This is a genomic window from Micromonospora sp. DT228, from assembly GCF_049841595.1.
In the GTDB taxonomy this organism is placed as follows: domain Bacteria; phylum Actinomycetota; class Actinomycetes; order Mycobacteriales; family Micromonosporaceae; genus Micromonospora.
In genome coordinates, this window is record NZ_JBNCKO010000001.1 from 338,984 (window position 1) to 351,363 (window position 12,380).

Here is a 12,380-nt window from a genome sequence, read left to right on the forward strand (position 1 = left end):
GGCCCCGCCCGTCTACCTCACGGTGCGGTCAACGGGAGGAAGATGTCGATCCGGGTGGGGCCGCCGGTGGGGCTGTCGACGGTGAGGGTGCCGTCGAAGGCGGCAAGACGGCGGCGAACGCCGGCGATGCCGGTGCCGCGGGACAGGTCCGCTCCGCCGCGCCCGCTGTCGGCGACAGTCACCCGGATGCCGGCGGGCGTGGTGGCGAGGGTGACCTGAACGGCCGTGGCGGCGGCGTGCTTGACCACGTTTGTGAGCAGTTCGGCGACGGTGAAATAGAGGGCCGACTCGATCGGGGGTTCGAGTCTGCCGGTCAGTGTGGATTCGACCTGGGTCGGGACGCGGCATTCCAGGGCGAGCGCCCGGACCGCGTCGACCAGGCCCCGGTCGGCCAGGATCGGGGGGTGGATGCCGTGTACCAGATCGCGGAGCTCCTGCATGGCCTTGCGGGAGTCTTCCTGGGCCTGGCCGAGCAGGGTGCGGGCCGCCTCGGGGTCGCGTTCCAGTGAGCGTTCCATCATCTTGAGCGTCATGCCCATGGCCATCAGCCGTGCCTGGGCGCCGTCGTGCAGGTCGCGTTCGATCCGGCGGATCTCGGACTGCTGGGCGTCGAGGGTGTCGGCGCGAGTGGTGGCCAGGTGTTCGACCCGTTCGGTGAGTCGGGTGACTGTCGACGGGCCGAGCAGGCGGGCCGCCCAGGCGTCCGCTAGCCGGCCCAACCAGGGCGGGAAGATCAGCCCGGCCGCGAGCAGGGCCACGCCGACCACCGCGGCCAGGGCCGCGGTGACGTCGCTGATCAGGGGGACGAACAGAAACCAGGAGCCGTCCCAGGCCTCGGTGGCCCAGCGCCAGGTCAGCGGGGCCGAGAGGCCCCAGAGGCCACCGGCGAGCAGGAGGGCGGGGAGCAGGCCGAGGGTGACGCCGACGGGCCAGTCGGCGGCGGCCCAGATCAGGTCGCGCCTGGTGGCCGGGGCGCGGAACGCCCGGCGGCACGCGGCGAGGCCCGCGGACCAGCCGGAGGCAGTGCCCGCGGGTTGCGGGATCTCGGCGACGCCGATGCGGCGGCGGGCGGCGTTGGCGAGGGCGCGGAGGCCGGCCAGGACCTGTGGCATCAGGTAGACGCCGACGCCGACCAGCACCAGGCAGGCGACGATCACGGCGACTGCGGCGAGCAGCACGGCGGCTCCCGAACAGGCCGCACGCCAGGCGCCCTGGCGGGCGGCGAGCAGGCCCGACACGATCCGGGCCGGGGCACGGTCTTCCCGCGGCGTCACGATGAAGATCCTCCATTCGTGCTGATCGCGGCCATTGAACCACGCGCGGAGGCGGTGGGCATGGGTGCTGGCACCCGGTCCGGAACGGGGTCGGGCACGGCAGACCAACCCCCGTGGCGCGCGGAAACATGGAACACGTCAACCGACCGGCACCAGGGAGGAACGCTGATGATCGCCCGCACTCTCGCCGTCGGGGCGGTGGCGCTCACCCTCGCGTCACCTGTCGCCCCGGCCGTCGCGGCCCCGGCCGCGCACCGACCGCTCACCGAGGCGGTCACCGCGGCCATCACGGACCGCCTCGCCACCGCGAGGGTGCCCGCCGCCGCGTACGCGGTGGTCGAGGGCGACCAGGTCGTCACCGGCGGATACGGAGCCGGCGTCACGGCCGACACGCCGTTCGTGCTCGGCTCGATCAGTAAGTCGTTCACCGCGCTCGCCGTGCTGCAACTTGTGGACCGGGGTGCGGTGCGACTCGACGCGCCGGTCACGGAGCACCTGCCCTGGTTCCGGACGGCGGGGACGGGCAGCGTGCCGACGGTGCGTCAACTGCTCGATCAGACGAGCGGATTGCCCACCTCGGCGGGCGTCGCCGACCTGCAGGACACCGGGCGTTCCCTGGAGGAACGGGTCCGGGGCATCGCGACGGTGCGTCCCTCGTCCGCGCCCGGTGAACGCTTCCAGTACTGCAACCTCAACTTCGCGACGCTGGGCCTGCTCGTGCAGGAGGTCTCGGGGCGGCCATTCGGGGACTACCTGAAGTCCGAGGTGCTGCGGCCACTCCGGATGAGCCACACCTACACGTCTGTCGACGAGGCGCGCCAGGCGGGCCTCGTGCGCGGCACAGTGCCCTGGTTCGGCCTGGCAGTGCGCCGCGAGGCCGCCTCGTTCCCCGGCGCGCTGCCGGACGGATACCTGGTCTCCACGGCCGAGGACATGAGTCACTACCTGCGGATGCAGCTCGGCGACGGCACGTTGTGGGGAAAGCGGGTCATCTCGGCGGACCTGCTGGCGCTGATGCAACGGACCGCGACAAGCACACCGGCGGGAGCGGCCGCACCGCACACCGACGGGTACGGCCTCGGTCTCGCCACCGGCACGGCCGGGGGTACGCCGCTCGTCGCCCACGAGGGTGACGTGACGGGCTTCCACAACGACTTCGGTCTGCTGCCGGAGCGGGACACCGGCCTGGTCGTGCTGACCGCCCAGAACTCGTTCCTCCTGGACAACGCGGCCGCGTACACGGCCGGGCTGGCCGTCCTGTCGGGCGAGGAGCCCGCGACGGGTGCCGGTGGCTTCTGGAGCCGTTACCTGATCGTGGACGGTGTCGCCGCGCTCGTGGCGCTGCTGATGCTGCTCCGGGCGGTGCGGTTGGCGCGCGGCCGGGCCCGGGGCTGCCGCCGCAACTCGGCGCGACGGGCACTGCTGGGCATCGTGGGTGCGGTCGTGGTGGCCGCCGCCGCCACCGTTGGGCTGGTGTACGGCGGCGGCGCGCTCGTGCAGGGCTACCCGCTGGACCCCCGGTTGCTGCTTACCAGCGCGCCCGAGATAGCGGTCGTGGCCGGCCTGCTGCTGGCGTATCCGCTCGTCGGCAGCCTGCTCCGGACGATCGGAGCACTGCGGCGGGGCCGGCAGCCCGGCCCCGCCGCGCCTCAACCGTCCGCTCCCCAGCCGGCCAGGAGATCCGCGCCGTACGCGGTCACCACGTCCGCCCTCATCAGGTCGTCGTGACGGGCCGCGACCGGCAGCACCCGGATGACTCCCGTGACGTGGGGTGCCCAGAGGCCGTCGACCGGGCCACGGCTCGCGGGCTCGTCCGCCTCGGCCGCCACCAGCAGCAGCAGACCGTCGTACCGGCCCGGCGTGAACGCGGCACCCAGCGCGCCGTGGTGGCGGATGGTCGCGAGCATCGCCCGCAGTCGCCGCGGGGAGAACTCCCCCAGCACCCCGCCGCGCCGACGGGCGAGCGCGCAGATCCCGTCCACGTCGAGCACGTCGACAAGCGCCGCGATCTCCGGGTCGGTCGGGTCGTACCCACCTTCCGCGAGCAGATGGGCGAGCAGACCGCGATCGTCCTCGGTGTCGTCGAACCCGTGCGCCGGATAGATGTCGAGCACCCCGAGACGATCGACGGTCTCCCCCGCCGCCTGCAACTGCACGGCCATCTCGTGTGCCACGTAGCCCCCGAACGACCAGCCGAGCAGCCGGTAGGGGCCCGACGGCGCCACCGCGCGGATCCGCTTGACGTACCGGGCCGCCAGTTCGGACACCGAGGCGGCGGGGGCGGCGTCCGGGTCCGCCTGGAGGCCGAGGACCCGCTGCGCGGGATCCAGGTGCGGCGCGAGCGCCAGGTACGGCCAGGCCAGCCCGACGCCGCCGTGCACGGTGATCAGCGGCGGGCGCGAGTCACCCTCCTGGAGCACGACGAGCGGTGCGAACGCGTCGTCGGCCGCTTCGACCGTCACCTCGGTCAGGGTCTCCCACCACGCCGTGAACGAACGCAGGAGCGCCGTCCCGACCTCCTCGCCGACAAGTCGCTGGGCGAACTCCCAGCGCACGACGAGTTCGGCGCCCTCCAGGGAGGCGTCGACGGCCAGCACGAACGGCTGCGGCAGATCCGCGGCCACGACGTCGGCCAGGTTCTCGACCCGCTCGGGAGCGAGAGACCAGCGGGCCGCGAATTCGTCCGCCGCACCTGTCGCGCCCAGGTAGTTGACCGAGATCTGGGGCCGCACCTCGTGCACACCGGACCCGGCCAGCAGCTGCCAGCCCAGACCTTCGTGTGGAACGCCGCCGCGCCGCGCGGCGGCGTCCCGGATCGCGTCCCGCAGCCGCTCCGTCGGCGTGCCCGTTGCGGCGGGCGGGTCCAGGCGCAGCGGGAAGCTGCTGGTGAACCAACCGACCGTGCCGCTCACATCGACGGTGCCGTGCAGCGACGTACGCCCGTGTGACTCCAGCTCGACAAGCACCGGTCCGGGTTCGCGTACCTCGGCGACGGCCAGGCCGAGCACCCCCAGCAACACCGCTTCCATTCCGGTGCCGAGCGCCCCGGCGGCGGCGAGCGCCGCCGCGGTCCCCTCCGGGGTGAGCCGCGTCCAGTGGGTCCGGGTGGTGCCACGGTGGTCGCGAAGCGGATCCAGCTCCCCGTCGACCAGGCCGCCCGGCGCGGCGGAGGCGATCTCCCGCCACATCGGCAGCTCGGCGGTGTGCCGGGGCGCCTGCTCCCGCAGCTCGCTCGCCCAGCGGCGGTAGCTGGTGAGCACACCTGACGCGCCGGCCGCCGAGCTGACCCGGGACCGCGGCGTGGGCCTGGACCGTTGGCGGGACCTGCTCGCGGGCCTCCCACCGGAGTTGGCCCTGCCGTATGGGGGTTGCCGGACGCCACCACCACACCGCGATTGATGATCACGATCTGGTCGGCGAGCGCATCGGCCTCCTCCAGGTACTGGGTGGAGAGCACGATCGTGGTCCCGGCGGCGGCCAGCTCATTGACCGCGGCCCAGAGCTTGGCCCGACTCGACGTGTCGAGCCCGGTCGTCGGCTCGTCCAGAAAGATCACCTTGGGTGACGCCGGCAGACACATCGCCAGATCCAACCGGCGCCGCATGCCGCCCGAATACTCCCCGGCCGGCCGGCGCGCCGCCTCGGCCAGACCGAACTGGGTAAGCAGCTCGTCGGCCCGTCGAAGCGCGTCGGCCTTGCCGAGACGCATCATCCGACCACAGAGGACCAGGTTTTCCCGGCCGGTCAGGAACGTGTCGACCGCCGCTTCCTGCTGCGCGACCGCGATGTCCCGGACGACGGCGTCCCGCTCACGCACCACATCCCGACCGAGCATGCGCACCGTGCCCGAGTCAGGTAGTCGCCGCGTGGTGAGGATGTCGATAGTCGTTGTCTTGCCCGCCCCGTTCGGCCCGAGGATGCAGAGCACGGAGCCCGCATCCGCGGTGAAGCTCACGCCGCGCAGAACGCTATGTGTGCCATAACTCTTGTGTAGATCTCGGACCTCGATTGCCGTCACGTGGCCTGCTCCCCCTCGTGGTGCCGCACGGAACCGGCCAACGCAACTCGTAGCCTGGAGCCATGAACATGGAGACCCCCCTGCGGGTATTGATCGCCGACGACCATTTCCTGCTGCGCGACGGACTCACCCGGCTGCTGCAGGCGTACGGCTGTGAGACCGTCGGCGCCGTCGGCGATTCCGACGAACTGCTGCGTGCGGTCGAGACGACCAGACCGGATGTCGCGGTTGTCGACGTCCGCATGCCGCCGACCTTCACCGACGAGGGGCTCAAGGCAGCGATCGAGGCCCGGCGACGCGTCCCCGGCCTGCCGGTCGTCATCCTGTCCCAGTACGTCGAGCCCCTGTACGCCGTGGAGCTGCTCGCGGACGACGTCGGCGGCGTCGGCTACCTGCTGAAGGACCGGGTGATGGATGCCGACCAGTTCATGATGGCGCTCTACCAGGTCAGTTCCGGCGGCACGGTGATGGACCCGCAGGTCGTGTCCCGCGTCCTCAACTCCGCCCCGGCCAGTTCGCCGCTGGACTCCCTCACGCCTCGCGAGCACGACGTGCTCGCGCTGGTCGCCGAGGGGCGTACGAATTCTGCGGTCGCTGCCGCGCTTCACCTCGCCGAGAAGACCATCGACAAGAATGTCAGCAGCATCTTCACCAAGCTCGGCCTGCCCCCGTCCGATGATGATCACCGGCGTGTCCTCGCCGTGCTGGCGTATCTCAACAACCAGTAAAGGTTGCTCCACTTTTTCGCACGCCCCCGTCGTCCCTCAACCTGTCGACCGGTCGGCGTCGTGAATCGAAGTGCTGAACGCCGACCAACCACACCCCCGTGTCGGTCGAAAGAAGAATCACGGACCACCCATGCCGAATCCTTCCCGTATTCTTCCCAACGCCGGAACTCGTCAGATCGACAGCCGTGGGAATCGGGAAGGTCGTGGTGGAGCTTCGGGTCCTGGGCCCGGTCGAGGTGTGGAACCGTGGGGTTCCGCTCCAGTTCGCTCGGCGTCAGCAGCGAGTGCTCCTGGGGATCCTCGCGCTGGAGGCGAACCAACTGGTCACCGGCGACCGACTGATCGATCTACTGTGGGGTGAGGAGCCGCCCAAGCGGGCCCGCGCGGTGTTGCAGACCCGGCTGTCCGAGATTCGCGCGATCCTCGACCTGGCCGAGGACCCCGATCCGGCGGTTCTGCTGGACACCACGGGTGGTGGCTACCGACTGCGGGTGTCACCCGAGCAGGTCGATGCCCAGCTGTTCCGCAACCTGGTCAGCGATCAGCGGACGCGGGGCTCCGACGACGAGGCGCGGTCGATCCTCCGGTCGGCGTTGGCTCTCTGGCGCGGGCCGGTCCTCGGCGGGTGGCTGCCGGCCGAGGGGCAGGCGGACCTGGCCCAGGGCTTGGAAGCGTTGCGTCTGACCGCGAACGAGGACCTCTTCGACGTCGAGCTCCGGCTCGGCAACCACCGCGACATCGCCGACGACGTCGTCGAGTTGGCCGGCAGGCATCCGACCCGGGAGCGGCTGGCCGGTCAGATGATCCGGGCCCTTGCCCGGTCGGGACGAGGCCCGGAGGCGCTGACGTCGTTCGACAGGTGGCGGCGGTGGTTGCGGGACGAACTGGGCACCGACCCGTCGGCCGAGATACAGGCGATCCACCTCGCCGTGCTGCGGGGCGCCGATGGCCCGGCGGACACCGACGGCAGCCGGACGGCTGTCGCCCCCACCCAGCCGCCACCACCTCCGGACGGGCAGCGACGAAGCTCCCGGGCCGGGTTCCAACTCAGCACGCCGCGGCACCTTCCCGCTGACATCGCCGACTTCTCCGGGCGGCAGTCGGAGCTGGCGAGGATCGAGAAGATCCTGCTACGTCCGGGCGCCGGCGCCCGGATCGCGGTGGTCTCCGGGCCCGCCGGCGTCGGCAAGACCGCGTTCTCCATCCACGTCGCGCACCGACTGGTCGACTCCTTTCCGGACGGACAGCTCTACGTCAACCTTCGTGGCGCGGACAGCGATCGCGGCCTGGCGCCGTTCGAGGTGCTGGGTCGGTTCCTTCGCGCGCTCGGCGTCGACGGGCTCCACCTGCCCGCGACCCTGGACGAGCGGATGGACCTCTATCGGGATCTGCTCGCGGATCGGCGGCTGTTGCTCCTGTTGGACAATGCCGCCGCCGACGACCAGTTGTCGGCCCTCATCCCCGGCAGCACGTCGTGCGGCGTCCTGGTCACCAGCCGCGCCCGGCTGGGGGCCATCCTCGGCGCACAGACCGTGGCGCTCAAGGTGATGGACGCGGCCGACTCCGCGCTCCTGCTGACCCGGATCGCCGGCCCGGGCAGGATGCTCGACGAGACATCCGCCACCGCCCTGCTCAGCCGTTGCGCGTACCTGCCGCTGGCGATCCGGATCGTGGGCGCGAAGCTGGCCGCCAAACCACACTGGACCGTCGACCGGCTCGTCCAGATGCTCGACGACGAGCGCAGCCGGTTGGACCGGCTCTCGCACGGCCACCTCGACGTCCGCGCCAGCCTGGCACTCAGCTACCAGGTGCTGAGCCCGGCGGCGCGGACACTGCTGCGCCGACTCGGCGACATCGAGATCGCCGAGGTCAGCGACTGGCTCGCCGCCGCGCTGCTCGACACCACCGCCGACACCGCACAGGAGTTGCTGGAACAGCTCATCGATGCCCAACTGCTGGACTTCGCCGGCCACTACTCGTCCGGTCAGCCGCGCTACCGCCTGCACGACCTCGTGCGCCTCTTCGCCCGGGAGCGGGCGACGCCGGAGGCCGCCCCCGGTGAGCTGGGCGCGGCACGTGGCCGGGCCTTCGGCGCCGCCCTGAGCATCATCGAGCGGCTCATCCACACGCTGTACGGCGGGCTCAGCCTCACCATCCAGGGCGGGACTCCACGGTGGGAGGTCGACGAGGTTCTCGTCGGCTCGTCGGCGACCGATCTGCTCGGCTGGTTCGACGTGGAACGCCCCACCCTCGTGTCGATCATCAACCGAGCGGCCCGGGACGGGCTCGCCGAACCCGCCTGGGATCTCGCCTGCACGGCGTCCCCGTTGTTTCCGTTGCGCCGGCAGTACGACGACTGGCAACGCGTCCTCGATGTCGCCTGGGAGAGCGCGGTCGCGGGGAACGACATTCGGGGGCAGGCGGCTATTTCCTACCGGTTGGGGATGTTGAGCCTCGACCGCCAGAAAATCGACAAGGCCGACGATTACCTCACGCGCGCCAGGCGACTATTCGACGACATCAACGACGTCCACGGCATGGCGGTGGTGGATGCGTACCTCGCCATGGTGATGCGTTTCCGGGGCCAGCCGGAGGTGGCGTTGGAGCGGTACTCGTTGGCGCTGACGGGTCTGCGGGACACCGACGTCGGCGGCGCCGCCTTCGTCCTGCGGGGCATGGGGCAGGCCTACCTGGATCTCGGTGATCGGGACGGCGCCAAGGTGCACCTGGACAAGTCCCTCGCGCTGTACGACACGATCGGTCCCGCGCCGATGGCACGCGGGCAAGCGCTGTTCTGGCAGGGTATGTGCCTACTGGCGGCGGGCGCTCACGAGCAGGCGGCCCCACTGTTCGACCACGTCCTGCAGATCACCGCAGTCCTCGGAGACCGGCACGGGCAGGCCCAGGTGCTGCGCGGACTTGGCATCTGCCACCACCGGGCGGGTCGGATCCCGCAGGCGCGGGCGTCACTCGACGAGGCGCTGCGGCTGGTCCAGCAGCCGACGCCCTCGATCGTGGAATCGTTTGTGCAGCGGACTGTTCGCGATCTCTTTGGCGACGATGGATGACCTGTCGGGCATCAATGGGCCCCACGGTCGAAGACATAGACGCTAGGATTCTGCCGTCCATTTGGTGATCGGCATTGGAGAGCAGTTTTGAGGAAGCACATCGCTGCCGCGGCAGCTGTTTTCGCCGTGGCTCTGTCCGTCTCCGCTCCGCAGATGGCCTCGACGTCGGCGACGGGGGCGAAGCCCACCGTCGTCGGTTCGGTGAGCTGCGACTGGTGCGCGCCGGAGCGCTGAGCAGCTTCACCGAGGCCGAGCGAGCCTCCGCGCGTCGGCCAGTCTGAGCACATGGTCGGGGGCCAGGTCGGATGACCCGGTCGGCCGACGGTCGCGCCTCACCTGTGGGCGTGCCGTCGGCCGACCGAGCCGGCGTCAGTGACCGAGATGCTTGACCAGAAACTCGCCCGCGTCCGCGAATGCCTTGGCCTGGTTGTCCCGGCGGAGCAGGCCGTGGCCCTCGTCCTCGAAGATCTCGTACCGCACCTCCACGCCGCGCGACCGCAACCGCTGCACGATCTGATCGCTCTCGTGCTGCGGCACCCGGGGATCGTTGGCCCCCTGGATGACAAGCAACGGGGCCCGGATCTGGTCCGCGTGGGTGACCGGTGAGCGGGCCATCAGCCGGTCCGCGTCCGCTTCCGGGTCGCCGATCACCGCGGCCACCAACGAACGCCACGTCGGAGGCGAAGCCTTCGCCAGGGTGACGAGGTTGCTCGGCCCGTACAGGTCGACGCCGGCGGCCCAGTCCAGCTCCGGCAGCCGGCTGAGGCAGGACAGGACCGCGAAACCGCCGTACGACGCGCCCATGATCCCGATGCGGGCCGGATCGACCCAGTCCTGGCTTCGCAGGAAGGCCACCGCGTCGGCGAGGTCCGTCAGATCGCCGCCACCCCAGTCACGGTTCACCAGGTCCGAGTAGGCACGGCCATATCCGAGCGAGCCGCGGATGTTCGGGGCGAAGACGCCGACCCCGTGCGCGAGCAGGTACTGGTAGAAGCCGTCGTACATGTAGACCGGCAGCTCCTGCCACGCCGGACCACCGTGCACCGAGATCAGGACACCGGCTGACTCCTGACCCTCGGGACGGTAGAGGAAGCCGGGAATCTGGCGGCCGTCGCCGGCTGGATAGCGGACCAACGTCGGCGCGACGAATGTGGCAGGGTCGGCCGCGACCGGCCGAGCGTCGCTGAGCCATCGGAGTTCGCCGGTGTCGAGTTCGATCAGGAGGATGTTCCACGGCTGTGTCGCCGTCGAGAATCGGAGCACGACGAAGCGCCCGTCGGCCGAGACGGTGAGGCCCGTCGCCGCCCCGGCGGGCAGTTCCGGCATCCGGATGTCGTCGCCGGTGCCGAGGTCACGACCGCGCAGTTGGCAGAGGCCGTCGACATTGACGTTCCAGACCAGCACCCGCCCATCAGCGGAGAGGGCGACTTCCTGCACCTCCCAGTCCGGGGTGTCCAGCCAGGTGAGGGCGCCGGTGTCCGCGTCCATCACGGCCAGACCGGTGAACTCCCGTTCGAAGTTCGACATGACCAGGAAGCCGCTGCCGTCCGGCAGCCACGGGCCCAACCAGTACGTCGCCACACCGTCGCGCGACGTCAGCGAACGGGGCTCGGCGCCGTCCAGGGCGGCCACGTACACGAGGTGGTCGCTGTTCGTGGTCCGCCACTCGGCGACGGTGAGCCTGGTCCCGTCGGGAGACCAGTAGCCGGGAAACGTCCTGCCACCGCCCGCGTACACCCGGCGCACCTCGGCGGACGCCACGTCGAGGACCAGCACGTCCTGGTCGGCGGGGGTCCGATCGTTGCCGCAGTACGCGACGAACCTGCCGTCGGGAGAGAACGGATTACCTTCGGCCGCGGAGAACTGCACGTCCGGCACGTCGGTGAGCCGCACCGGGTCCCCGCCGTCGGCGGCAATCCGGTGCAGTTGCGTCTTCTCGTCCCCGTGGTCATCGGCCAGGTACAACAGCCACTCGCCGCCGGGGTGCCAGGCAACCCTGCGGACTGTCGAGTCGGTGTTGGCGGTCAACCGACGGGTGGCGCCGTCCGACAAGGACTGCGTGACCAGGTTGAACTGGCCGTTTCGGTCGTCGACGTAGGCGATCTGGCTACCGTCGGGGGCGATGACCAGCGTCGGCAGGAATCTCAGGCCTGACTGAAAGTCGCGGTATCCGGGCATGAAGGAGATCCTAGACACTCGATGTCCTCGGTCGTTCGGTCGATGGCCCACGGCCGATCCCATCCTGGGCAGCACCTGGATAAGATGCCCATCGATGAAGATCCTCGATTGGATGCCGGCCACCCTGGACGACGCGGAGCCGCTGGCGGCTCTCTTTCGACGGGCCGAGGCGAGCGCGCCCGTCGGCCTCGATCAACGCCCCGAGGACGTCCACCTGCGGCTGGCGACTCTCGGGCCCGACCTTGCTCGGCACACGGTTGTCGGCGTAGCTGACGACGGAGCCGTCGCCGCGTACGCGGAGGTCGCCGACATGGGGGAGGCCGATGGCGTACGCCGGCTCCGGCTGACGGCCGTGGCCCATCCCGAACTGCCGGGCGACGTCCGCACGGAGCTGCACCGGTGGCTCATCGAACGGGCCGAGCAGGTGCGGCGGGCCGGCGGAACGGCACGGGCGGCCGTGCTCGGTACCCGGTGCGCCGAGAACGACGAGGCCGGGCACCGGCTGCTTGTCGAGGAGGGCTTCACGCCGGCCCGGCACGAACGCGACCTCGTCCTGGCGGTGCCGGAGTCGCCGCCCACCGTGGCGTTGCCGCCCGGTCTGGTGCTGGAGCCCGTCGACGCGCGGTACGAGGAACTCACCCGGCTGGCCCACAACGAGGCCTACGCGGACAGCCCGGCGGCGGTCCGGCCGGACCAGCGCACGTGGCCGCAGCACGCCGTCGCGCACCCGCGGTTCCTCCCGGACCTCTCCTGCCTGCTGCTCGCCGAGGAGAGCCGGGCGGACAACGCGGTCGCGGCCTTCCTGTTCGCGCTTGCCGACGAGGGCACGGACGACCCGACCGCGCTGTTGCACTGCCTCGGCACCCGACAGCCCTGGCGCCGCCACGGCCTGGCCACCGCGATGATCGTGCGGGCCCTGCACCAGGCCCGGTCATCGGGCTACCGCCGGTTGCGACTCCAGGTGAGCGACACCAACCAGCCGGCCCTGGCGCTGTACCGCGGGCTCGGCTTCACCGAATCGGGACGCGGGCACGCGGTGCTGATGCGACGGCTCGCCGCCGGGTGACGCCTTGGGCGATCCTCGACCAGCCGGTGTGTGTGGGGAGCCACGCCC

General features: G+C 71.1%; 8 protein-coding genes and 1 pseudogene. 5 read left to right on the forward strand and 4 right to left on the reverse strand.

Annotated elements, in window-relative coordinates; translation table 11 throughout:
• Positions 1-17 precede the first annotated feature (17 nt).
• A complete protein-coding gene (locus tag ACLQ29_RS01495; RefSeq protein ID WP_425769864.1) occupies positions 18-1,274 on the reverse strand; it encodes a sensor histidine kinase in 1,257 nt (418 codons plus the stop codon).
• A gap of 168 nt (positions 1,275-1,442) precedes the next feature.
• Between ACLQ29_RS01495 and ACLQ29_RS01500 the strand changes: the two genes are divergently transcribed.
• Positions 1,443-3,002, forward strand: a complete 1,560-nt coding sequence (locus tag ACLQ29_RS01500) for a serine hydrolase domain-containing protein (protein WP_425769866.1) — start codon at positions 1,443-1,445, stop codon at positions 3,000-3,002.
• On the opposite strand, the gene ACLQ29_RS01505 is transcribed toward ACLQ29_RS01500, so the two are convergent.
• Positions 2,924-4,534 carry a thioesterase domain-containing protein gene (locus tag ACLQ29_RS01505; protein WP_425769867.1) on the reverse strand — a complete coding sequence of 537 codons (1,611 nt, stop codon included), beginning with the start codon at positions 4,532-4,534 and terminating at the stop codon, positions 2,924-2,926. The genes ACLQ29_RS01500 and ACLQ29_RS01505 overlap by 79 nt on opposite strands.
• On the opposite strand from ACLQ29_RS01505, the gene ACLQ29_RS01510 reads away from it, so the two are divergent.
• On the forward strand, positions 4,527-4,673 hold the full coding sequence (locus ACLQ29_RS01510) for a hypothetical protein (protein WP_425770166.1): 147 nt from the start codon (positions 4,527-4,529) through the stop codon (positions 4,671-4,673). The genes ACLQ29_RS01505 and ACLQ29_RS01510 overlap by 8 nt on opposite strands.
• A 142-nt stretch (positions 4,674-4,815) precedes the next feature.
• Here ACLQ29_RS01510 and ACLQ29_RS01515 read toward each other — a convergent pair.
• Positions 4,816-5,292: pseudogene (locus tag ACLQ29_RS01515) on the reverse strand (ABC transporter ATP-binding protein); the annotation flags it as partial.
• Positions 5,293-5,372: 80 nt separating this feature from the next.
• Between ACLQ29_RS01515 and ACLQ29_RS01520 the strand changes: the two are divergent.
• Positions 5,373-6,020 (forward strand): response regulator transcription factor, encoded by a 648-nt coding sequence (locus tag ACLQ29_RS01520; RefSeq protein ID WP_425770149.1) that lies wholly within the window; start codon positions 5,373-5,375, stop codon positions 6,018-6,020.
• 206 nt (positions 6,021-6,226) lie between these two features.
• The gene (locus ACLQ29_RS01525) at positions 6,227-9,088 is read left to right on the forward strand and encodes a BTAD domain-containing putative transcriptional regulator (protein WP_425769869.1); all 2,862 of its coding nucleotides are present in this window, start codon (positions 6,227-6,229) and stop codon (positions 9,086-9,088) included.
• 369 nt (positions 9,089-9,457) lie between these two features.
• Here ACLQ29_RS01525 and ACLQ29_RS01530 read toward each other — a convergent pair whose 3' ends face one another.
• Positions 9,458-11,266 (reverse strand): S9 family peptidase, encoded by a 1,809-nt coding sequence (locus ACLQ29_RS01530; protein ID WP_425769871.1) that lies wholly within the window; start codon positions 11,264-11,266, stop codon positions 9,458-9,460.
• Positions 11,267-11,360: 94 nt separating this feature from the next.
• Here ACLQ29_RS01530 and ACLQ29_RS01535 point away from each other — a divergent pair, with 94 nt between their 5' ends.
• Positions 11,361-12,332 (forward strand): GNAT family N-acetyltransferase, encoded by a 972-nt coding sequence (locus ACLQ29_RS01535; protein ID WP_425769873.1) that lies wholly within the window; start codon positions 11,361-11,363, stop codon positions 12,330-12,332.
• The last annotated feature ends 48 nt before the right edge of the window (positions 12,333-12,380 follow it).